Raw genomic sequence first — 22,299 nt, forward strand, 5'->3', positions numbered from 1 at the left:
ATACCGCGCAGCCTATTTTTTAATTCTTAATTCTCAATTCTCAATTTAACAAGAATCTTTCCGCCTCAATCGCTGCCATACATCCTGTAGCTGCTGCTGTGATAGCTTGACGATAATGAGGATCGGCAACATCTCCTGCAGCAAATACACCGGGAACTTTTGTACGGGGAGTACCGGGCTCTGTCAGGATATACCCTGTTTCGTCCGTATCGACATAAGGCTTGAATATATCAGAATTAGGTTTATGACCGATAGCCAGGAAGAAACCGTCAATAGCCAAATCATAGCGTTGTTCATCCGATTCACCCATACGTTTTACCAAATGTACGCCTTCTACACCATTGTCTCCGTACAATCCTACCGCATTGTGTTCAAACAATACTTCAATTTTCTCATTGTTCATTACACGTTCCTGCATAATCTTAGAAGCACGTAAGAATGGCTTACGGACAATCAAATATACTTTACTTGCCAAACCGGCCAGATAAGAAGCTTCCTCGCAAGCCGTATCACCACCACCGACTACCGCTACAACTTTCTTGCGATAGAAGAAACCGTCACAAGTAGCGCAAGCACTGACACCCATGCCTGCATACTTCTTTTCATCTTCCAGTCCTAAATATTTAGCGGCGGCTCCGGTTGCAATAATAATAGTTTGCGCTTCAATAACCTTTTCTTCATCAATGGTTATCTTATATGGGGATTTACTCAAATCGGCAGCCGTAGCCACACCGAAACGCAAGTCTGCACCGAAACGTTCAGCCTGCTTGCGCAAATCCTCCATCATCTGTGTACCGCTGATACCTTCCGGATATCCGGGAAAATTCTCGATATCGGTGGTGGTAGTCAATTGTCCACCGGGCTGCAAGCCTTCATAAAGCACCGGAGAAAGATTGGCGCGTGCAGCATAAATAGCTGCGGTATATCCGGCAGGGCCGGAACCTATTATTAAACACTTTACTTTTTCTGTTTCCATATTATTCTTTTTATTAATTACACTTTATCATCTTAAATCAACGATCTCAGCAGTAGGATAAGCCTGCTTGTCAAACACAAAGAGGCTGTCGTCATAATTCTTACCTGTCTGATAAGAGTTTATAAACACTATTACCGCATCTTTACTTCCTCGTTGAACCATACTAAGTTTTAAAGGGCGGAATGACCCTTTTTCTATATACAAGATAACACATTGCATATCTTGGCTGCGTTTGGTGGCAGTCATTACCACTTTATAGGTCGTATCATCTGAGGCATTGCCTACTTTAACCACTTTCAGTTTATAATCCTGATTATAGAGCGACAACCATGAATAAGGATTAATGCTCTGCAATTCTTCCGGCGCAGGTTCGGAAACATTCACTTCATCACTTGAAGCAAGATAACTCCATTGCGTACGTCCGTCAAACCATGTCGTCACGCCTTCTGTTTCCAAAAGAAACTTATCACCTTTCAAACGAATAGAACCATTAGAATTTCCTTCGGGCGCACGCACGGAGAAAGTGATTTTTATTCCCCCCTCTCTACGGAAAGCATCTGCCGCACGATCAAGTATGTCTCTGGCATCCGGCTGCTGCGCAACCATAGGAAAAGCCAGGCAGAGCACCCAAAAAGTAAATAAAAGACTTTTGATTTTCATGTAATTCAAACGTTGATTTATTACAAATTGTTCAACCGCGCTTCCAAATCCGTTATGTCTGCACAGAATACCTCACGCGCCTTACTGCCTTGGGCCGGACCTACAATTCCCGCCTTCTCCAACTGATCCATAATACGCCCCGCACGGTTATAACCGATAGCAAATTTACGCTGAATAAGTGAAGTAGAGCCTTGCTGCTGATAAACAATCAACTGGGCGGCATCTTCAAACAACGGGTCAAGACGTCCCATGTCAACATCGCCCAAATCACCTGCCGCATTCTCATCCACATACTCAGGCAGATAGAATGCCGTAGGATAGCCTTGCTGGCGAGCTATGAACTTTGTTATCTCCGCAACTTCCGGCGTATCGATAAACGCACATTGCACGCGAACAGGATCGGCACCTTGCAGGAACAACATATCACCGCGACCGATCAGCTGGTTAGCTCCCGGTCGGTCAAGGATAGTACGGGAGTCCACCATAGCCGATACCCGGAAGGCAATACGCGCCGGGAAGTTAGCTTTGATCGTACCCGTAATAATATTCGTTGTAGGACGCTGGGTAGCAATAATCATATGTATACCTACAGCACGTGCCAACTGGGCGATACGGGCGATAGGCAACTCCACATCCTTACCGGCTGTCATAATCAAATCACCGAACTCGTCAATCACTACCACGATATATGGCATGAATTTATGTCCCTTTTCGGGATTTAGACGACGGTTGATAAACTTCTCGTTGTATTCTTTTATATTACGTACATGCGCAGCTTTCAACAGGTCGTAACGGGTATCCATTTCAATACAGATAGAATTCAAAGTCTGAACGACTTTGGTTACGTCCGTTATAATAGCATCCTCGCCGTCAGGCAACTTGGCTAGGAAATGATGTTCAATCACCGAATAGATGCTGAATTCCACTTTCTTCGGGTCTACCAGCACAAACTTCAATTCTGCGGGGTGCTTCTTATACAATAAAGAAGTGATGATAGCATTCAATCCCACCGACTTACCCTGGCCGGTAGCTCCGGCAACAAGTACGTGGGGCATTTTACACAAATCCACCATAAAGACCTCATTGGTAATAGTCTTACCCAACGCAATAGGCAGGTCGTACGTAGATTCCTGAAATTTCTTGCTACCGATAATGCTCTGACCCGAAACTATCTTCGGGTTGGAATTAGGCACTTCAATACCGATTGTTCCTTTTCCGGGTATCGGAGCAATAATACGGATACCCAATGCAGAAAGGCTAAGCGCAATATCATCTTCCAGGCCGCGTATTTTAGAAATACGAACCCCCTGTTCCGGTGTAATCTCATACAACGTCACCGTAGGACCGACCGTAGCCTTAATAGTGCTGATTTCGATACCGAAACTGCGTAGCGTATTAATAATCTTATCCTTATTGGCATTCTGCTCTGCCATGTCAATCGTAGGTTCGGCATTATCATAATGCTTCATCAAGTCAATGGTCGGATAATGATAGTTTTCCAAATCAAGACAAGGATTATAAGGTTCTATCTCCGGACCGTGATATTCTTCATCTTCCACTGTCTCCACTTCAAAAGCAGGTTCTTTTCCCCCTTGCTGCCCTGATACCGGAATAGTTGAAGCTGTATCAGACGGTGGAGTTTCAATTGTCATAAGTACTTCACCTTCTTCTTTGGCTATCGCAACTTTATCCTTTGCTGCATTTCCCAAGTCAAGCATAATCTCGTGAGTGCCATCATCTTCCTCTTCTTCTTTTCCAAATTCCTCCGGATTCTCGAGTGTCTCTTCTTTTTTCGTATCAGAAGTCGTTTCTGCTGCGACCGGCATCTTCTTTCCTTTCACTGTCCAAGAGTCCGTAAATTCTTCCGGAGTCTCACCAGACACGCTTCCGGTCTTTTCTTTATGTTTTAAAAAACTAAGGCTAAAAAGTTTACGCAACCAAATAACAGTACGAGCACTCAAATATATAAGGAAACATATAGCGGTAATCAGCAATATCATCCACACTCCCGGTACTCCCACCTGAGATACCAACCAATTGCTGACGTTATATCCATGCATGCCGCCCAAATAGAGAAAAGAATCCTTGTATTGGTCTACAAACACAAAACCAAAGAATATCGAGAACCAAATCAACAGTAATGAGCACCCTATAAACCACTTCCACAAACGTACCACACGGACACGCATCAGCTTTAATCCGGCCACGGCCAAAAATATCAGAATAAAGAAAGAGGATATGCCAAAACATTCGTTTATTAAATAACTGGCAAGTTGGGCTCCACGTGAACCGGCATAGTTTTTCACGCCGTTATGCGTAGAAATCAAATCCTGCGCATTTCCGGAATCTATAATGCTCTGGTCTGCCGCCCCTGTAAAGAAGAAAGACGAAAAGGCCAACAGCAGGTAAACCGAAAAGATTACCAGTATCAGACCGGCAACGAAATGGACGGTTTCATTCTTTAAAACCGCTGCTATCTTTCCGAAAAAAGAGATAGACCGCTCTGTATCTTTAGTTGTATTTTTTTTGACCATAAAATGTATTCCGCTAATATCCGTATAATGACGCAAAAGTAACAAAAAAAAGCTTATGCAGTAATGCTTTCAAACCTTTTTCGTACCTTTGCGTTTCAAATCAAGAAGATATGAAAAAAGAAAGTCAAGTGATATTCGACCGTAATGTTGTGGAATTCGTAACCGTAGCCGCCGAGTTCTGCAAGTTCTTGGAACAGACGGAAACGATGAAACGTTCCGCCTTTGTCGATACATCTTTAAAGATACTTCCCTTACTTTATCTCAAAGCATCCATGTTGCCCCAATGCGAAACGATAGGCGATGAAGCCCTCGAAACATTCGTAACAGAAGAAACTTATGAAATACTCCGTATGAATCTGGCAGGTATTCTCGCCGAAAAGGACGACTATCTGGATGTATTCGTATCGGATATGAAATACAGCGACCAGCCTATCACAAAAAACATTTCCGAAGACTTGGCCGATATATATCAAGACATCAGAGATTTTATTTTCGTATTCCAGTTGGGACTCAATGAAACGATGAACGATTCACTTGCCGTCTGTCAGGAACACTTCGCCCTATACTGGGGACAAAAGTTGGTGAATACCCTGCGTGCCTTACATGACGTAAAGTACAACCAACCGGATGAAGAAGATAATGAAGAAGATGATGAATAAACTTTAAACTATGATTATCAGAAGAAGTATAGATAAAGAAGAAGTAAAGGACATGCCGAAAGCTTTCTTTCCGGGGCAGATACATGTTATCCAGACCCCCCAAGAGGCAGAACGTGCCGTAGCTTATCTGAAACAATGTTCCATACTGGGCATTGACAGCGAAACACGTCCGTCCTTCACCAAGGGACAATCTCATAAAGTGGCCTTATTGCAGATTTCATCGGAAGAACACTGTTTTCTTTTCCGCCTCAATCTCACCGGTCTGACTCTTCCGATTATCATGTTACTTGAAAATCCCGGTGTAACCAAAGTCGGACTTTCCCTGCGCGATGATTTCATGATGTTGCACAAACGCGCTCCGTTTGAACAACGCGCTTGTATCGAATTACAAGAATACGTCCGCACATTCGGCATTCAAGACAAAAGCTTGCAAAAGATATATGCGATTCTTTTTAAAGAAAAAATTTCAAAGAGCCAGCGTCTTTCCAACTGGGAAGCCGAAGTACTGACACCGTCTCAGCAACAATATGCAGCCACCGATGCATGGGCTTGCTTAAACATATACAATCGGTTACAGGAACTGAAACGCACCGGTGACTTTGAAATGGCCGCTGAAGAAAGTTGCCGCACAACCACATTATAATATTACCACATCTTAATCATAATTTATGTATAAAGTATATCTAAAGTCAGGCAAAGAAGAATCATTAAAACGTTTCCACCCTTGGGTGTTTTCCGGTGCCATCGCACACTTCGACGGAGAACCCGAGGAAGGAGAAGTTGTTGAAATCTATACATCCAAGAAAGAATTCATAGCTAAAGGTCACTTTCAAATTGGCAGTATCGCCGTTCGTGTGCTTAGCTTCATTCAGGATGAAACCATCGATGCCGACTTCTGGAAACGTAAGCTCAGCATAGCCTACGATATGCGACGCAGCATTGGTATAGCCGGAAACCCTACCAACAATACTTATCGTCTGGTACATGGCGAAGGTGACAACCTGCCGGGACTTATAATTGATATCTACGCTCGTACGGCCGTGATGCAGGCGCATTCTGCCGGCATGCACCTCGACCGTATGGCAATAGCCGATGCTCTGACCGAGGTTATGGGTGATAAAATCGACAATATTTACTACAAATCCGAAACAACCCTGCCTTTCAAAGCCGACCTTTATCCGGAAAACGGTTTTCTGAAAGGCGGAAGTACGGATAATATCGCCATGGAATATGGTCTGAAGTTCCATATTGACTGGCTGAAAGGTCAGAAAACAGGTTTCTTTGTAGACCAACGGGAGAATCGTTCGCTACTGGAACGTTATGCCAATGGTCGCAGTGTACTGAATATGTTCTGTTACACCGGCGGTTTCTCCGTTTACGCCATGCGCGGTAATGCCAAACTGGTACATTCCGTAGACAGTTCGGCCAAGGCCATTGACTTGACAAACAAGAACATCGAATTGAATTTCCCCGGTGATAACCGCCATGCAGCTTATGCTGAGGATGCTTTTAAATATCTTGACCGTATGGGTGACCAATACGACCTTATTGTTTTGGACCCACCGGCATTTGCCAAACATCGTGATGCATTGCGCAATGCCCTTCAAGGATATCGGAAACTCAACGTCAAAGCTTTTGAGAAAATCAAACCGGGCGGTATACTTTTTACTTTCTCTTGTTCACAAGCTGTCAGCAAAGAGAATTTCCGTACAGCCGTATTCACCGCCGCTGCCATGTCCGGCCGCAGTGTACGTATTCTACATCAATTGACGCAGCCTGCCGACCACCCTGTAAGTATCTATCATCCCGAAGGCGAATATCTGAAAGGACTTGTATTATATGTAGAATAAACGGCTAAAATTTTAAATCATGTTAATATAAAGAAGAAACTTAGTAAAGCGTTATGTTTTATAACATAAAACCCTTTATCTTTGCACTGTGTTTTTCATGGTATTAGATTTAAGGTTAATAAAGATTGGCTGTCTGGGATAGATAGCCTTCTTTTTTTATATACACTTCTTGTTTTTCTGCCGTCTGCGTCGTACATTTGCACCTATTACACAATTCAACAATATTCAAAAACTAATATTATGAGCATCAAATTCCGACTCACGGCTATGCAATTTCTTCAATTCTTTATTTGGGGAGCGTGGCTTATCTCATTAGGTGGTTACATGGGCGGTACATTACATTTTGAAGGCGGCCAGATTGGCGCTATTTTTGCGACCATGGGAATTGCCTCTCTTATCATGCCCGGCCTCATGGGAATTATCGCCGACAAATGGATAAATGCCGAACGTCTTTACGGTATACTTCACCTTATCGGCGCCGGTGCTCTGATTTACGCATCCACTGCTACGACATATAGTCATATGTATTGGGCAATGTTACTCAATATGCTCGTATATATGCCTACGCTGTCATTAGCCAATACAGTTTCGTACAATGCATTGGAACAGTACAAACTGGATTTGATAAAAGATTTCCCGCCCATACGGGTATGGGGAACCGTAGGTTTTATTTGTGCCATGTGGGCTGTAGACCTCACCGGATTCAAGACAGGCCCCGCACAACTCTATGTAGCAGCAATTTCAGCTATCATTTTAGGACTTTATGCTTTTTCCCTTCCCGGTTGCCCGCCGGCACGCAGCGAAGGAAAGACAATGCTCTCCGCTTTCGGTCTCGATGCATTAGTACTTTTCAAACGTAAGAAAATGGCCGTTTTCTTCTTGTTCTCCATGTTGTTAGGTGCGGCGTTACAAATCACAAACACCTATGGAGATTTGTTCTTAAGCTCTTTCGCTTCCATTCCCCAATATGCAGATTCTTTCGGAGTAAAACACTCTGTAATTCTACTGTCCATTTCACAAATGAGCGAAACATTATTCATCCTCGCCATCCCTTTCTTCTTGAAACATTTCGGAATCAAGCGTGTTATGCTTATCAGTATGTTTGCCTGGGTGTTCCGCTTCGGACTATTTGGCCTGGGTGACCCCGGCAGCGGCTTATGGATGCTCATCCTGTCCATGATTGTATACGGTATGGCTTTTGACTTCTTCAATGTATCGGGTTCATTATTCACAGAGATGGAAGCTCATCCGAGTATTCGCGCCAGTGCGCAAGGATTATTTTTTATGATGACAAACGGGTTGGGAGCAATCATTGGCGGATATGCCAGCGGTGCCGTAGTAGACGCATTCTCCGTATATGCTCCCGGCGGCGGTTTGGTAAGTCGTGAGTGGACTCCCGTATGGCTTATATTTGCGGCTTATGCATTAGTTATTGGAATTTTATTCGGAATCGTATTCCGTTATAAGCATACTACGGAAAAAGAAACCGACAAGGTGGTAAAATGATAGAATGAACAAAAAAAAGATTGAACTGCAAGTATTGAATATTTCAAATAGCCAGGCACAAGCCGGTGCCTACGCTATGGTGCTGGGCGAGATAAACGGCCCGCGACAATTACCTGTTATCATAGGCAGTGCCGAAGCGCAATCCATGATGATTGAAATGAGAGGAATCGTTCCGCCTCGACCGTTGACACATACGTTATTCGCATCGGTTCTCAAAGTTCTGGGAGCAAATTTATTACGTGTACTCATCTATAAAGTAGATAACGGCGTTTTCTACTCATATCTATATATGAAAGCGGAAGAAACAATCCTGCGCATCGATGCACGTACCAGTGATGCCGTAGCTCTCGCTTTACGTATGGATGCCCCTATCTTCGTATACGATGATATTTTAGAAGCCGAATGCTTAAAAACAGAGCATAGCATCACTCCTATGAAAGAACAAGATCCCGATGAAGCCCCCGCTACACAGCAAAAGACTTTAGAACAGTTAAAAACTGCCCTTCAAAACGCCATAGACGAAGAAGACTACGAACGGGCTGCACAACTAAGGGACATTATCAATCAACACAAGAAACAATAAACGACCATGCACGTATTCTATACTCCCGATATACAATCGCACACTGAATTACCCGAAGAAGAAGCTGTTCATGCAATCCGTGTATTGAGATTACAAACAGGTGACGAAGTAACATTAACTGATGGCAAAGGCAATTTTTATCGTGCGGAAATCAGCACTGCCACCAATAAACGTTGCCTTGTCAACATACTGGAAACCACCCCTCAGGCACCTTTATGGAGCGGATATTTGCACATCGCAATGGCTCCCACTAAAAATATGGACCGCACAGAATGGTTCGCAGAAAAAGCTACTGAAATAGGCTTCGATGAACTTACCTTTCTGAACTGTCGTTTTTCGGAACGCAAAATAATCAAAACGGAGCGTATTGCCAAGATATTGGTATCTGCCATCAAGCAATCGTTAAAAGCGCGTTTGCCCCGACTGAATGAAATGACTGATTTTAATAAATTCATCAGCCAATCTTTCAACGGCCGCAAATTCATTGCACATTGTTATGAAGGAGAGAAACCTTTATTAAAAGATATTGTTCGTAAGGGAGAAGATGCGTTGGTACTCATCGGACCGGAAGGCGACTTTAGCGAAGAAGAAGTGAAAAAAGCCATTGAAAACGGTTTCGAGCCTATAAGTCTCGGTCGTTCCCGTTTACGTACTGAAACAGCAGCCCTCGTTGCTTGCCACATAGTAAACTTACAAAACCAATAATATAATATGAGAAAGAGTATTTCCTTCTATTTACTGCCGTTCTTATTTATAGTACTATGCCTAAGCTCATGTAGTAAAACCGAGAAAAAGACAGAATATACCCATGCGATTCCCGCTAATGCCACAGAAGTGGCGGCACTTGACTTAACAAGCATTGTCGATAAAGCAGGTCTGAACAATTCAGACACCCAAGTGACCTTGCAAAAGTTGTTAGGCCTGCTTCTCGAAAGCGGAAACGCCAACCTGAAAAAAGAAATGGAACCTCTTCTGAAAGATCCCGCCAAAAGTGGAATAGACTGGAGCGCTCCGGTTTACGTATTCGAAGCTCCTACGCTACACAATACTGCAGTCACTTTGAAGATTGCCGATTTAAAGAAATTTGAAGCCATGCTTCAAATATTTGTTCAAGAACAATTCTGTACCGACCCGGTAAAAGCCGATGGTTACCGAAGTATTGAAATAAAAGATACAGGAGTACTGTTTGCCTACAACGACGGTACTCTGCTTGTGGTTTACGGAGGCAGCTCCGAACAACTGCAGAAGCTGCAACCGGCTATCACCGCCCTCATGCAACAACCAGCCGACAAGAGTATCCATACAAATAAATATTTCACCCCGATGATGCAACAAAAGGGAGATATACGGCTATTGGCAACTCCCGATGCTCTCCCCATGGATGTCCGTGGTGTACTGAACTGGCCGCATGGCACACAATTACTGGGTTATGTCCTGTTTGAGAACGGACGTATATACGCTACCTTGCAAAGCGCCGACTTTAAAGGAGAGACTCAAGAAAGCAATCAGCCTTTCCATCCTCAAAACTCACGAGAGTTACAACAAGCCATGATGAGTATGATACATGGAAGAGCTTTCAACATCTCATTAACCAGCGATGAATTGTTGACCTTAAGCAATCTTCGTGTTCTTATGGAATATGCGTCGGACGAACCGGAAATCAATATCCTTTATATGCTAATCATGAAAATAGAAGAACTGAACCTGCGGGGAGACAAGAATCGGACAAACTTTACAGTTGTTCTGAACGAGAAGAATGAAAATGCCCTGAAACAACTTATCGACTTCGCCAAACTGTTCGCGGGGATAAAGTAGTAGCAGCAGTAGTTAGTAGTCAGTAATTAATAATTAATAATTAGCAATTAATACGAATCAGAAGTTAATAATAAAGTAACCTAAGGCTGAAAGCCTTCTATCTCTAAGCCCGGGGTAACACCCCGGGAATGCGAATATGACTAACATTGCGCCCTGTAAGGGCAAAATCTCCGAATATTAGTCTTTTGCCTTTAACACAGAACACTGAGAACATTTATCCCTGGAGTATTATCCCGGGCTTAGAGATAGAAGGCTTTCAGCCTTAGAATTTGTCAAATCAGCTTAATTATCAATAGATTCTTCGCTACGCTTTGAATGACAGATTGGATAAGATAATAAAACATACTTGAACAACCAATGAACCACATTCGTTTACAGCAGACTTTGCCTCAAGCCTTTGCCCGTCGCGATGCCATCACTTCACAAATATGGCATCAGGACATAATTTTCAGCAAAGGAAAACGTTATCTGATAGAAGCTGCTTCAGGTACCGGTAAATCATCTCTATGCAGTTATATCTACGGGTATCGCCGCGACTATCAGGGTATCATTAATTTTGATGAACGCAATATCCGTTCATTCTCCGTTAACGAATGGGTAGATATACGAAAACACTCGCTCAGTATTCTTTTTCAGGAACTTCGTATTTTCCCAGAACTGACTGCACTTGAAAATATCTTATTAAAAAATCGCCTGACCAACTACAAGAAGAATAAAGAGATTATTACTCTTTTCGAAGCAATCGGTATTCCCGATAAGATTAATGAAAGAGCCGGAAAACTCTCTTTCGGCCAACAGCAACGCGTTGCTTTTATACGCAGCCTTTGCCAACCATTCGACTTTATCTTTTTGGATGAACCTATTAGCCACCTCGATAATGAAAACAGTGTCATTATGAGTGCTTTGCTCATGGAAGAAGCAGGAAAGCAAGGAGCAGGAGTTATTGTAACATCCATTGGAAAGCATCCGGAGCTTGAATACGATGAAACTTTCCGTCTATAATTCATAAACCATCATTCAAATCATGAACAAACTTGTTTGGAAACTTCTCCGTCAACATATCAGTATAGGCCAACTGACCGGTTTTTTTCTCGCCAACCTCTTCGGTATGCTGATTGTATTGCTGAGCGTACAATTCTATCGGGACGTACTCCCCATTTTCACACAGGGAGACAGCTTCATGAAGAAGAATTATATCATCGCCACCAAAAGAATCAGTACACTCGGCAGCTTTACCGGAAGAAGTAATACTTTCTCCCTAAAGGATATCGAAGAAATGAAAGCGCAATCTTTCACTAAAAGCGTGGGAGCTTTCACCCCTTCCTTATTCAAAGTATCCGCAGGTTTAGGTATGCAGGAAGCCGGAATACACCTCTCCACCGAAATGTTTTTTGAGTCGGTACCCGATGAATATGTAGATGTAAACTTAGATAAATGGCATTTTGATGAGTTTTCTCAAGTCATTCCTATCATCATTCCTCGTAATTACCTGAATTTATATAACTTCGGCTTTGCACAAAGTCGCAGTCTACCAAAACTTTCCGAAGGTCTCATGAACCTTATACAAATGGATATCAGTCTACGGGGTAACGGACGTGTAGAGCAATTCAAAGGTAAAATTGTAGGCTTCTCCAATCGTCTGAATACAATTCTTGTTCCCCAAACATTTATGGACTGGGCAAACAAGAGCTTTGCTCCCGGCAAAGAAGCCCAACCTTCCCGCCTCATCGTTGAAGTAAAGAACCCTACCGACACAGCCATCAGCAACTACTTTCAACAAAAGCATTACGAAACCGAAGGTGACGGTCTGGATGCCGGAAAAACAACTTATTTCCTGCGTCTCATCACCGGTATTGTCATGGGAGTAGGATTATTCATCAGCATTTTATCCTTTTACATCCTGATGCTAAGTATCTTCCTATTATTGCAAAAGAATACAGGAAAACTGGAGAATCTGCTTCTTATAGGATATAGTCCGAATCGCGTAGCGCTTCCCTACAATATACTGACAGCCGGTTTAAATCTATTAGTGTTGGTACTGTCTGTCGGTGGAGTAGCATGGCTGCGTGGTTATTACACGAAAATCATCAGCACGCTTTTTCCACAATTGGAAACAGGAACGTTACTTCCATGCTGGATAATAGGCTGTACCCTGTTTTTCGCAGTGTCTTTACTGAATATTATGATGATACGCAGGAAAATTACAAGCATTTGGAGCGGAAGTAATAAAACAATAAAATAGGTTTCACACGAAGACAGTGTTATTAAACTACCAATCACTTAATCTCAATGTCTTCTATAAACTCATTTTTTATAATCCCTTTCAGGTGCTTCATTTTCACACCATTGATCATAATACTATCAAAAACTACATTTCTCACACATCTATTCTTATCCAACCCTTGCACCAAAGAAGCGTTCTCACCAACTCCTGTATAAGTGATATTACGGAACGTAATCCCTTCAATACCGTTACCGGGTTGCTTATCGTACTTAGGATTGAAACGGACTTTCACATAGAAAAGACGGCCTTCCTGAATATTCTCTACACGGATATCCTCGAACAAGACATTACGCACCCAATTCTTGTCGCCACAATCTACCGTCATACACCCCTGATACAGCGGATCATCTTCATCGTGTTCCAGAATATCAATATTGTGAAACGTCAAATTTTCAATCACCTCGCCCGTTAAAGAATCCGGATCGCCATGGCCGCCTATATTGATAGGATGCGCAACATCCGCCCACAGCACGGAATTCCGTACGGTAATATCGCTTGAACCACCCCACCAGTTCCAGCGATGATTATAGAGCGCAATACAATCATCCCCCGTACGAAGAAAAGCATTATCAACAAGTACTTTACGGCAACACATCATGTCAATGCCATCACTCCAGCTTTTGCAACTAAAAGTTTTCAAGTTACGGATAACTATCTCCGAAGAACCGCCACCGAACACTGTATAGTGCTCGGGATTTACAACCGTAATTCCATCAATCAGTACATTCTTGGCATCGGTTATTTCAATACCGCGGACAGGATGATCTAATATTCCGCGACCAATGATACGCACATTTTCAGCATTATCAACCAACAGTTTAGCTTTCAGCACTGTACCCGGAGCCAAATAGACCGTAGTATTGCTTGGTATGCGTATCTGATTATTAGGTAAATCTTTCGGACGATGTATCCCCGGCCCAAAGAACATAACGCCTTCTGCTTCCTCCGAGTAAACCTCTTCTTCCATTGGATTGGCAAAAAGATGCAAATTGTGCAAACGGTCTCCGTTAAACTCAATTGAAAGATTTTGAGGCTTGTCCAAAGTGAAAAAGACGGCGTTTTGTACTTGCCGACAGGCTATATTATTATTCAGAGGGCGTATGGAAACCTCACGCACCGTACCGTTATTCTTTTTTACCATAACTTCCACAGGGCTTCCCATATCGAACTGCACCATGGAAGCATCTTGCGGCTTATCCAAATCGACCTGCACTTTATATTCAAACACGTCCTGCCATTCCCCGCCAAGCATACGGACACGAACCGTATAATCATCATTGTGAGGCATACCCGTATGCAATCCTACCGGATAAGTTTTCAACTGCGCTTGGACCGCCATGCCGAAACTTATCAATACTACTAATAATAAATGTTTCATTGCATATCTTTCTCTAGAGCTTCGTTTTCTCCATCACACACTTCTTTATCTTATATGTCTTTCCATTCAAGGTGATTGTACAAGCGCCGGAAGCCGTATAATACCATCCGTTCGATTCTTTCTCGAGCAACACATTCACCGGAGCGTCAGCCTTAATTGATATAGCGGGAGTTTGTAACAACGTGCCGTTCCCTAAAAAGAAAGTACAATCCTCTCCTCGCCGGTTGCCCCATAAAGCGTAGGTAGAAGAGGCTTTCATACCATTGTTCATCGAACAAAGATATGCAGCGCTATCCGAAGACAGAATATAGTCCATGCGACCGTTTTTCTGTTTTACGCAAATCCCCACATGGCTGCCCGGCTGTTTACACTCCACTTCCGGAAAAGTAACGGAAGAAATCCGTTCGGCTTCCTTTACAGTCGAAGGTTCATAAACGGCTACAAAAGGACGATTCCATGCTTCACCTTCCTGACGGGCTACAAAGGTAAGGGTGGGTTGTTCCTTAATATTATAAGGCATTCCCGGCGTACGGCTCAATCCTTCGGTCATAGGGCTGAGAGCAGAAAACACCGTACGGTCTTTTTCACCCTTCATCCACATATTCATCAGGATATCATCCTTATCGGACATCTTGATTGTAAAAACAGCTTTTACATCTTTACCTGTCCGGGCACATTTCTTATCGAACAAGTAAGAATAGGCATACAGATGCGCGCCGGCAAAGGCAAGCTCTTCGGTAGGTTGCAGATGCAAATCAGTGCCATCTGCAGCGGTCAAGGTCATTTCCTGTCCCAGGTTATGATAGAAATAATCGTGCATTTTATCTCCGCCACGTTCTTTACGGCTACGGAAAACATCTACGTAGTAACCGGTTTCGGGACCGGTGGTAACGATGCTCATCATACGTGTCTGGTCCGAACGGCTTTCCGGTTCACGGAAATAAACATCGCTGTACGTTACGGAAGGAAATTTTTCCTTTACCGCCGTAGCCGCGGAAGATGCAGGAAAACAGGACAGCAAATCGAATGAATGATTACTCTTCATCACCGGATAGCTGGAGATTCCATCGACACATACCGTATTATGGCTGGGAAACTGTGAATAATATTCAGCATAGTCCAATCCGCTATACAGATATAAGCCAATACCGGCATCAGGACCTAACACATATCCTTTACCGTAAAGCTCCATTGAAATACCATTGGCATGCATATGATTACCTTCGCTGGCATTCAGAGAAATCATCAAACTGTTACGCGGATGCATACCATTCCGCTGTACCAGCCACGATACGTTTGGAGCGTAAAATAAAGGAGATACATAGTCTTCCATCTTGCCCGCCCGGACATCTTCTTTCAATTCCAAAGGCTTGTCGTCAAAGAAGGAATTGATGGATACGCGCACATCTTTCTTTGCCGCAGCTTTCCCGGCATCAGGGTCAAGACATTTCAATAGAGCGGTAAAATACCTCTCCTGTTCTTTTTTTCCATTAACCTGGGCGTTTTCAATCATCCGAATAACAGGTGTGGTTTTCAGATACCCCGGATGGGTATCTCCAAAACCGCATATCATCCGATTGGGAAATAAATACTGGGGAGTAGCCGCAACGGCTGTGGGAAGCACCGGCAACTCTTTTGTCAAGTCGCAATGCAGGTTACGGTCAAAAAGATTAGTAAAGTTGGCATAGTCATTCATCACCACGCCGCTATAACCGGGACATTCCGCCCAAATGCCCGTATGAGGGTCATATCCGTAGTCGGCAAGTTTTTTCAAGCTCCATTGTCGGATGCTGGATTGATTGAGCACATAATCTATATAGTATCCGCGTCCTTTACCGTCGGCATAATGATTATCATCTTCAAGTATCATACCGATGTCCATTATATAACGCGCCTGCATCAGATTCCAATTATTATGGGGGACTCCGTTAGCAATGATATTATCCGCCCATTTCTTGAAAGCCCCGGCATAAATATTCATTTTATCGGCATAATAAGCAACCAGATATCCATGTAAGAAATCGTACAGAGGAACAATATCATAAAGTATATCCTCATGGATTACCTCAAACGAACTCATACCGACCAATGTTTGCTGATGGCCGTGATTTAAGTCGACGGGGACATTGCGATAATAGATACCTTGCATATAGGTATCGAAAACACCGGCTGCCAGGCGGGCATATTGTTCTTCATCGGTCAACCAGTAAAGGAAAGCCGCATCACGGGCGATTCCCATAATCTCACGGTTCAGACTTTCGATGTTACGCCCTGTTTTGGCGGGATGAACTTTTTCCAAAGGCCGGCCGGGAAGGGAATTGTTATGAAAGGTAACGTTACCGTCCTTATCATCATCGTATGGAATGATATCTGCCAGCTTGGGACGTCCGTGAGTAGCGAATGTACCGCGTGTTCCGGTATAGCGCACCGTTGGCACGGGAGCCTTCGCTCCGCCGGCGTGGTCGAAACTTTCACCTTTTATATACACATCGGTAGCATGAGAATCCCAGTACATGGCAAGACGCGACAAGAGCCAGTCCGGTTGCGCCTCTGTCAGGCGGGTATAGGCATCAGTCTTTGCTTTCAGCTTACCGAATACATCTTTTGCCCATGATTCATTTTCGATTAAATCACGCGTATCCTGCTTCCCATCTGCATTCGTCAGATAACGGGGATGCGATTGGGGAAGTTGCAGGGTACGGATATCGATTTGCGCTTGCAATGCCGTAACTGCCGGTAACAGTAAAAGTAATATAGCTTTTCTCATCTCTTAATTCGTTTTGAAAAGGAATACGTATAACCTGCCTCTCACACTCAACCGTCAAGGTATTTTTAGTATCCTTCCGTTCTCAAAATGATATTATCGGTGCTGGTTCATATACTCTTTCGGCGACATTCCATATTTCTCGCGGAAAGAACTGGAGAAATGCTAACAATATCAACGGGGTAAACTTCCGGTACCAACCGTTGAAACTTTTTTCTATCCCGCTTCTTCAGAAAGGAAACAGCAAGGGGAGTACAAATACCATTACTACTCCCATAATAATCTGCAAAGGAAGTCCCACCTTTATGTAATCCATAAAAGTATATTGTCCTGCCGGCATCACCAACGCATTGGGCGGTGTAGAGAAGGGAGAAGCGAAACACATGCTTGCCGCTACCGTTACCGCAAATAAGAAAGGTACAGGACTGACGCCGATTTGTATCGCACTCTGAAGCGCAATAGGAGCCATAAGAACGGCTGTCACCGTATTGCTGATAAACATCGTCATTAATGAAGTGGTAAAATAAATGCCTGCCATCAACACAATCGGTCCGTAACTTCCCAGCCCGCTTACCAGACTATTGGATATATATTCCGAAGCGCCGGTCTTCTCCAACGCCAACGACATCGGCAACATACCTGCAAAAAGTACGATAGTTTCCCAATTGATGGTTTTATATGCAGCTTCCACATTACGGAAACATCCGGTCAATACCATCAGCAATCCCGCTATCATCACAGCCGTAACAGGAGCTACGGGAATAAAATCGAATACCATCATCACTACCATCAACACCATGATAGCTGCGGCTACGGGAGCTTTGTAATCCAGCGTTACTTTGGCGGCCTCATCCAAAGGTTGTCCCAGCACCACCCATTCCGTATCCTCCTTGCTTAAACGCGCGATGTCTTGCCATGCCCCCTGCACCAGCAATACGTCGCCGCTATGCATATGCTCGCGTCCCAAATCCTGCAAGATATACTCTTTCTTACGGCGGATGCCTAATACGTTGACATTGAACTTATCACGAAATCCGGCTTCCTTTACCGTCTGGTTGATAATATTAGAGGAAGGCATCAATACTATCTCCGCTATCCCGATGTCATAGAAGTCAAGTTTGTTATCTGCCTTGACCGCTTCTTCGGTGGTATGACCGTCAATCATTTCCAACAAATAATCTCCGGCAAAGCGATTTACATCTGCGACGTCTCCTGTAATGTAAAGCACATCCCCTACCCATATCGTGGTATCGGGCGATGCGAGTTTCTGGGTAATCGTTTTCAAGAATTTGTGCTGTGAAGCCTCGCTACGGCGTACTTCCAGGATATTCAGCCCATATTTACGACGAATATCCAACTCGATAACCGTTTTCCCTATCAAACGTGAATCATTAATGGCGCGCAAACGAAACAGATTATTCGACAATCCGTATTCTTTCACCAGTTGGTTCAAGGATTTGCCGGATAAGGATGCGCTCTCACCTTTTCCTTTTTTAGAAAGAAACCACTTGGTCAGGGGTAGCAGCACCAATGTACCTACGATCACGCAAACGATACCGACGGGCAGGAATGAAAAGAAAGACAAAGGTTCGAACCCCGCACCCGTCAGCGTATTCTGAATAACAAGGTTCGGTGGCGTACCGATAAGCGTCATCATACCACCCATACTGCTGGCAAAAGCCAAAGGCATCAACAATCGTCCCGGATTCATACCGGCGCTCACCGCCAGGCTCACAACAATAGGAAGCATCAAGGCCACCGTTCCCGTATTACTGACAAAAGCGCCTATGGCCGATGTTACCAGCATCACCAGCAGAAAAAGTCTTAACTCGCTTTTACCCGCCAGCTTCAATATACGGGAACTTATCATCTTTGCCAAGCCCGTCTGAAAGATGGCGCCGCCTACCACGAACAGTCCCACCATCATTATCACAACCGAATTGGAAAATCCGGACAGGGCTTCTTCCGGAGTCAGAATTTGAAAAACAAGCAAACCAATCAATGCACAAAGTGCAACAATATCCGAACGGACTTTACCGGCTACAAAGAAAGCGGCGGAAAGAACAAGAATTATAAGGGTTATCAGCATAAATAAAGGTTTAAAAACTCTACAAATATACACATTTACGACGCATTCCGCAATGTTTGATTGTTGAAGACGCCTTTTCCGAAGCAGTATAAGACAAAAAAAGGAAAGTTTAGAGCAAAAAAAAGGAGTACCGCTGTACTCCAACCTTTGTTAACCTTAAATCTAATACTATGAAAAACACACTGTAAAGGTACGGACTTTTGGCATTTCTGCAAATTATCCAAGGGAAAAGATATGTTTTATAACACCTTTTAAGAAGCTGCATTCTTTTTTTTACTTCCTTTTTCAGATGTAAGCCGTAAATGTAAAAATAAGTTGTGCCTTCACGGAATAAAATGAACCGGTTCTTTTTATTCTGCCCGCAAATTACATTATCTTTGTATTCAAATTAATAAATACTTATTTATATGCCTGACTATGATTTAATCGCCATATTAGGCCCTACAGCATCCGGCAAAACTCCATTTGCCGCCGCATTGGCAGCAGAACTCAATACAGAAATCATCAGCGCCGACTCCCGGCAAATATACCGAAGTATGGATATCGGTACCGGTAAAGACCTGGCCGATTACATTGTGAACGGAAAGCAAGTACCTTACCACCTTATCGATATAGCCGACCCGGGATATAAATACAATGTATTTGAATACCAGCACGATTTCCTGAATGCCTACGAAAGCATTAAACAAAAAGGCAGCCTGCCCGTTGTATGCGGCGGAACGGGAATGTATCTGGAATCCGTACTCAAAGGATACAAGCTACTGCCTGTACCCGAGAATCCGGAATTACGCAACCGTCTGGCGAATAAATCATTGGATGAGCTAACAGAGGTATTGGCAACCTATAAAAGCCTGCACAATACAACGGATGTAGATACGGTGAAACGCGCCATCCGCGCTATTGAAATCGAAGAATATTATGCTCATACTCCGGTAGACGAGCGTTCGTTTCCACAACTGAACAGCCTCATCATCGGTGTAGACATAGACCGGGAGCTTCGGCGTGAGAAAATCACCCGTCGCCTGCGCCAACGATTGGACGAAGGGATGGTAGACGAAGTACGTCGGCTGATAGCCCAAGGCATTCATCCGGACGACCTTATCTACTATGGATTGGAATACAAATACCTGACACTTTACGTCATCGGCCAACTGACCTACGACGAAATGTTCAGCCAATTGGAAATAGCCATCCATCAGTTTGCCAAACGCCAGATGACCTGGTTCCGGGGAATGGAGAGACGAGGCTTTACCATTCATTGGATGGATGCCCGGTGGCCTATGGAAGAAAAGATAGCTTTTGTAAAGTCAAAACTCAAAGAGATTTAGTATCTTTGACGGCGGCGCCGATTAACGGCGGATTATGAAAATATTGGACTGATTGAAAGGAACGGATATATGAGTGTAGAACCCGATAAATGGGGCGTAATCTATAACCCCAAAGCCGGAACGCGCAAAGTGCAGAAACGGTGGAAAGAGATTAAGGCGTATATGGATAGCAAAGGCGTGTCTTATGACTACGTACAGTCCGAAGGGTTCGGTTCGGTAGAGCGCCTGGCGGGCATACTTGCCAACAACGGTTACCGCACCATTGTCGTGGTAGGCGGTGACGGCGCACTGAACGACGCGATCAACGGCATTATGCTTTCCAATGCGGAAGATAAAGAGAATATCGCCATCGGCATTATTCCCAACGGCATCGGAAATGACTTTGCCAAATATTGGGAGATGAGTTCGGAATACAAGGAAGCCGTAGATTGTATCATAAATAATCGCCGCCGCAAAATAGACGTAGGCACCTGCTACTACTATGACGGTGAAAAACATATGACCCGCTATTTCCTGAATGCCATCAACATCGGTCTCGGCGCCAGCATTGTAAAAATCACCGACCAATGCAAACGCTTCTGGGGCGTAAAGTTCCTCTCCTATTTTATGGCATTCATCTCCTTAATCTTTGAACGGAAATTATATCGTATGCACCTTAAAATCAACGGTGAGCATATACGCGGACGCATTATGACGGTGTGTATAGGCAGTGCATGGGGATACGGACAAGCCCCCAGCGCAGTACCCTACAATGGCTGGCTGGACGTATCGGTTATCTATCGTCCCGAATTATTGCAACTCTTTTCGGGAATATGGATGCTGATGGAAGGACGGATTCTAAACCATAAAGTAGTAAAGCCCTACCGCACTCAAAAGATAAAAGTACTACGTGCACAAAATGCTTCCGTCGATTTGGACGGACGCATCCTCGACCGCCATTTTCCATTGGACATCGGCGTGTTGCACGAAGCGATAACATTGATTATACCAAACTGAGATATGACCTTTTCATAGCTCGCAATCCATAACCCATAATTCATAAAAACGTATGATTGAACTGAAAAATAATCCTGCCGGCAACTTCTTTCTGTTAGCAGGTCCTTGTGTTATCGAAGGAGAAGATATGGCAATGCGTATCGCCGAACGCGTGGCAGCCATTACCGAAAAATTACAGATTCCTTACGCATTCAAAGGCTCGTACCGTAAAGCCAACCGTTCGCGTCTGGACTCATTCATGGGAATAGGCGATGAAAAAGCATTGAAAGTCCTAAAGAAAGTGCACGATACATTCGGAGTACCCACCGTGACGGACATCCATGCCGCCGAAGAAGCCGCCATGGCCGCCGAATATGTAGACATCCTGCAAATTCCCGCTTTCCTTTGCAGGCAGACCGACCTGCTGGTAGCCGCAGCCAAAACCGGCAAAGTCATCAATATAAAGAAAGGACAGTTCCTCTCTCCGCTTGCCATGCGTTTTGCGGCAGACAAGGTGGTAGAGGCCGGAAATAAGAACGTTATGATTACAGAACGCGGAACAACGTTCGGCTATCAAGACCTCGTAGTAGACTATCGCGGAATACCGGAAATGCAAACGTTCGGTTTCCCCGTTATCCTGGATGTTACCCACTCCCTGCAACAGCCCAATCAGACCAGCGGCGTCACAGGCGGCATGCCGCAACTGATTGAAACCATAGCGAAAGCCGGTATCGCCGTGGGTGCGGACGGCCTGTTTATCGAGACACACGAGAATCCCGCCGTAGCCAAAAGCGATGGCGCCAATATGTTGAAGTTGGATTTGCTGGAAGGACTTTTAACCAAATTGGTGCGCATACGGGAAGCTATTAAATAAAAAAACAAGACGCTTTTGTGATTT

At 44.0% G+C, this 22,299-nt stretch carries 18 protein-coding genes; 12 read left to right on the forward strand and 6 right to left on the reverse strand.

Annotated features, from left to right (window positions below; all coding sequences use genetic code 11):
• Window positions 1-40: 40 nt before the first annotated feature.
• The 3 genes from trxB to BUB52_RS03065 are packed head-to-tail and all read right to left on the reverse strand — an operon-like array spanning window position 41 to window position 4,170.
• Window positions 41-976, reverse strand: a complete 936-nt coding sequence (gene trxB, locus BUB52_RS03055) for a thioredoxin-disulfide reductase (protein ID WP_009122511.1) — start codon at window positions 974-976, stop codon at window positions 41-43.
• Between the two features lie 27 nt (window positions 977-1,003).
• Window positions 1,004-1,636: an outer membrane lipoprotein periplasmic chaperone LolA1 gene (locus tag BUB52_RS03060; RefSeq protein ID WP_009122512.1), complete on the reverse strand. Its 633-nt coding sequence runs from the start codon at window positions 1,634-1,636 to the stop codon at window positions 1,004-1,006.
• Window positions 1,637-1,656: 20 nt separating this feature from the next.
• A complete protein-coding gene (locus BUB52_RS03065; RefSeq protein ID WP_009122513.1) occupies window positions 1,657-4,170 on the reverse strand; it encodes an FtsK/SpoIIIE family DNA translocase in 2,514 nt (837 codons plus the stop codon).
• Between the two features lie 110 nt (window positions 4,171-4,280).
• Here BUB52_RS03065 and BUB52_RS03070 point away from each other — a divergent pair, with 110 nt between their 5' ends.
• The 9 genes from BUB52_RS03070 to BUB52_RS03110 all read left to right on the forward strand — a co-directional run bounded on the left by BUB52_RS03070 (window position 4,281) and on the right by BUB52_RS03110 (window position 12,825).
• Complete coding sequence (locus tag BUB52_RS03070; protein ID WP_009122514.1) at window positions 4,281-4,829, forward strand: DUF5063 domain-containing protein; 549 nt, start codon at window positions 4,281-4,283, stop codon at window positions 4,827-4,829.
• 10 nt (window positions 4,830-4,839) lie between these two features.
• Entirely contained in the window at window positions 4,840-5,472 is a 633-nt protein-coding gene (locus BUB52_RS03075) for a 3'-5' exonuclease (RefSeq protein ID WP_009122515.1), read from the forward strand.
• 25 nt (window positions 5,473-5,497) lie between these two features.
• Complete coding sequence (locus tag BUB52_RS03080; protein ID WP_009122516.1) at window positions 5,498-6,679, forward strand: class I SAM-dependent rRNA methyltransferase; 1,182 nt, start codon at window positions 5,498-5,500, stop codon at window positions 6,677-6,679.
• 240 nt (window positions 6,680-6,919) lie between these two features.
• Entirely contained in the window at window positions 6,920-8,185 is a 1,266-nt protein-coding gene (locus BUB52_RS03085; RefSeq protein ID WP_009122517.1) for a nucleoside permease, read from the forward strand.
• Between the two features lie 4 nt (window positions 8,186-8,189).
• Window positions 8,190-8,768: a bifunctional nuclease domain-containing protein gene (locus BUB52_RS03090; protein WP_009122518.1), complete on the forward strand. Its 579-nt coding sequence runs from the start codon at window positions 8,190-8,192 to the stop codon at window positions 8,766-8,768.
• Between the two features lie 6 nt (window positions 8,769-8,774).
• The gene (locus BUB52_RS03095) at window positions 8,775-9,473 is read left to right on the forward strand and encodes a 16S rRNA (uracil(1498)-N(3))-methyltransferase (RefSeq protein ID WP_009122519.1); all 699 of its coding nucleotides are present in this window, start codon (window positions 8,775-8,777) and stop codon (window positions 9,471-9,473) included.
• A 6-nt stretch (window positions 9,474-9,479) separates the two neighbouring features.
• Window positions 9,480-10,583: a DUF4836 family protein gene (locus BUB52_RS03100; protein ID WP_009122520.1), complete on the forward strand. Its 1,104-nt coding sequence runs from the start codon at window positions 9,480-9,482 to the stop codon at window positions 10,581-10,583.
• Between the two features lie 357 nt (window positions 10,584-10,940).
• Window positions 10,941-11,585: an ATP-binding cassette domain-containing protein gene (locus BUB52_RS03105; RefSeq protein WP_009122521.1), complete on the forward strand. Its 645-nt coding sequence runs from the start codon at window positions 10,941-10,943 to the stop codon at window positions 11,583-11,585.
• A 22-nt stretch (window positions 11,586-11,607) separates the two neighbouring features.
• Window positions 11,608-12,825 carry a hypothetical protein gene (locus tag BUB52_RS03110; protein ID WP_009122522.1) on the forward strand — a complete coding sequence of 406 codons (1,218 nt, stop codon included), beginning with the start codon at window positions 11,608-11,610 and terminating at the stop codon, window positions 12,823-12,825.
• 34 nt (window positions 12,826-12,859) lie between these two features.
• Here the strand turns inward: BUB52_RS03110 and BUB52_RS03115 are convergent, their stop codons facing one another.
• The 3 genes from BUB52_RS03115 to BUB52_RS03125 all read right to left on the reverse strand — a co-directional run bounded on the left by BUB52_RS03115 (window position 12,860) and on the right by BUB52_RS03125 (window position 19,098).
• A complete protein-coding gene (locus BUB52_RS03115) occupies window positions 12,860-14,245 on the reverse strand; it encodes a glycosyl hydrolase family 28 protein (protein WP_009122523.1) in 1,386 nt (461 codons plus the stop codon).
• Window positions 14,246-14,258: 13 nt separating this feature from the next.
• Complete coding sequence (locus BUB52_RS03120) at window positions 14,259-17,012, reverse strand: heparinase II/III domain-containing protein (protein WP_009122524.1); 2,754 nt, start codon at window positions 17,010-17,012, stop codon at window positions 14,259-14,261.
• A gap of 226 nt (window positions 17,013-17,238) precedes the next feature.
• The gene (locus tag BUB52_RS03125; protein ID WP_009122525.1) at window positions 17,239-19,098 is read right to left on the reverse strand and encodes an SLC13 family permease; all 1,860 of its coding nucleotides are present in this window, start codon (window positions 19,096-19,098) and stop codon (window positions 17,239-17,241) included.
• A gap of 407 nt (window positions 19,099-19,505) precedes the next feature.
• Here BUB52_RS03125 and miaA point away from each other — a divergent pair, with 407 nt between their 5' ends.
• The 3 genes from miaA to kdsA all read left to right on the forward strand — a co-directional run bounded on the left by miaA (window position 19,506) and on the right by kdsA (window position 22,275).
• The gene (gene miaA / locus BUB52_RS03135) at window positions 19,506-20,426 is read left to right on the forward strand and encodes a tRNA (adenosine(37)-N6)-dimethylallyltransferase MiaA (RefSeq protein WP_009122526.1); all 921 of its coding nucleotides are present in this window, start codon (window positions 19,506-19,508) and stop codon (window positions 20,424-20,426) included.
• A gap of 69 nt (window positions 20,427-20,495) precedes the next feature.
• Window positions 20,496-21,422 carry a diacylglycerol/lipid kinase family protein gene (locus tag BUB52_RS03140; RefSeq protein WP_009122527.1) on the forward strand — a complete coding sequence of 309 codons (927 nt, stop codon included), beginning with the start codon at window positions 20,496-20,498 and terminating at the stop codon, window positions 21,420-21,422.
• 52 nt (window positions 21,423-21,474) lie between these two features.
• Complete coding sequence (gene kdsA / locus BUB52_RS03145) at window positions 21,475-22,275, forward strand: 3-deoxy-8-phosphooctulonate synthase (protein WP_009122528.1); 801 nt, start codon at window positions 21,475-21,477, stop codon at window positions 22,273-22,275.
• Window positions 22,276-22,299 lie beyond the last annotated feature (24 nt).

Origin of the sequence: Bacteroides clarus YIT 12056, assembly GCF_900129655.1 — a bacterium.
In the GTDB taxonomy this organism is placed as follows: domain Bacteria; phylum Bacteroidota; class Bacteroidia; order Bacteroidales; family Bacteroidaceae; genus Bacteroides; species Bacteroides clarus.

Excerpts from the sequence above, each read along its gene's own strand:
- trxB (WP_009122511.1), bottom strand. The coding sequence starts at position 976 with ATGGAAACAGAAAAAGTAAAGTGTTTAATAATAGGTTCCGGCCCTGCC.
- BUB52_RS03060 (WP_009122512.1), bottom strand. The coding sequence starts at position 1,636 with ATGAAAATCAAAAGTCTTTTATTTACTTTTTGGGTGCTCTGCCTGGCT.
- BUB52_RS03065 (WP_009122513.1), bottom strand. The coding sequence starts at position 4,170 with ATGGTCAAAAAAAATACAACTAAAGATACAGAGCGGTCTATCTCTTTT.
- BUB52_RS03070 (WP_009122514.1), top strand. The coding sequence starts at position 4,281 with ATGAAAAAAGAAAGTCAAGTGATATTCGACCGTAATGTTGTGGAATTC.
- BUB52_RS03075 (WP_009122515.1), top strand. The coding sequence starts at position 4,840 with ATGATTATCAGAAGAAGTATAGATAAAGAAGAAGTAAAGGACATGCCG.
- BUB52_RS03080 (WP_009122516.1), top strand. The coding sequence starts at position 5,498 with ATGTATAAAGTATATCTAAAGTCAGGCAAAGAAGAATCATTAAAACGT.
- BUB52_RS03085 (WP_009122517.1), top strand. The coding sequence starts at position 6,920 with ATGAGCATCAAATTCCGACTCACGGCTATGCAATTTCTTCAATTCTTT.
- BUB52_RS03090 (WP_009122518.1), top strand. The coding sequence starts at position 8,190 with ATGAACAAAAAAAAGATTGAACTGCAAGTATTGAATATTTCAAATAGC.
- BUB52_RS03095 (WP_009122519.1), top strand. The coding sequence starts at position 8,775 with ATGCACGTATTCTATACTCCCGATATACAATCGCACACTGAATTACCC.
- BUB52_RS03100 (WP_009122520.1), top strand. The coding sequence starts at position 9,480 with ATGAGAAAGAGTATTTCCTTCTATTTACTGCCGTTCTTATTTATAGTA.
- BUB52_RS03105 (WP_009122521.1), top strand. The coding sequence starts at position 10,941 with ATGAACCACATTCGTTTACAGCAGACTTTGCCTCAAGCCTTTGCCCGT.
- BUB52_RS03110 (WP_009122522.1), top strand. The coding sequence starts at position 11,608 with ATGAACAAACTTGTTTGGAAACTTCTCCGTCAACATATCAGTATAGGC.
- BUB52_RS03115 (WP_009122523.1), bottom strand. The coding sequence starts at position 14,245 with ATGAAACATTTATTATTAGTAGTATTGATAAGTTTCGGCATGGCGGTC.
- BUB52_RS03120 (WP_009122524.1), bottom strand. The coding sequence starts at position 17,012 with ATGAGAAAAGCTATATTACTTTTACTGTTACCGGCAGTTACGGCATTG.
- BUB52_RS03125 (WP_009122525.1), bottom strand. The coding sequence starts at position 19,098 with ATGCTGATAACCCTTATAATTCTTGTTCTTTCCGCCGCTTTCTTTGTA.
- miaA (WP_009122526.1), top strand. The coding sequence starts at position 19,506 with ATGCCTGACTATGATTTAATCGCCATATTAGGCCCTACAGCATCCGGC.
- BUB52_RS03140 (WP_009122527.1), top strand. The coding sequence starts at position 20,496 with ATGAGTGTAGAACCCGATAAATGGGGCGTAATCTATAACCCCAAAGCC.
- kdsA (WP_009122528.1), top strand. The coding sequence starts at position 21,475 with ATGATTGAACTGAAAAATAATCCTGCCGGCAACTTCTTTCTGTTAGCA.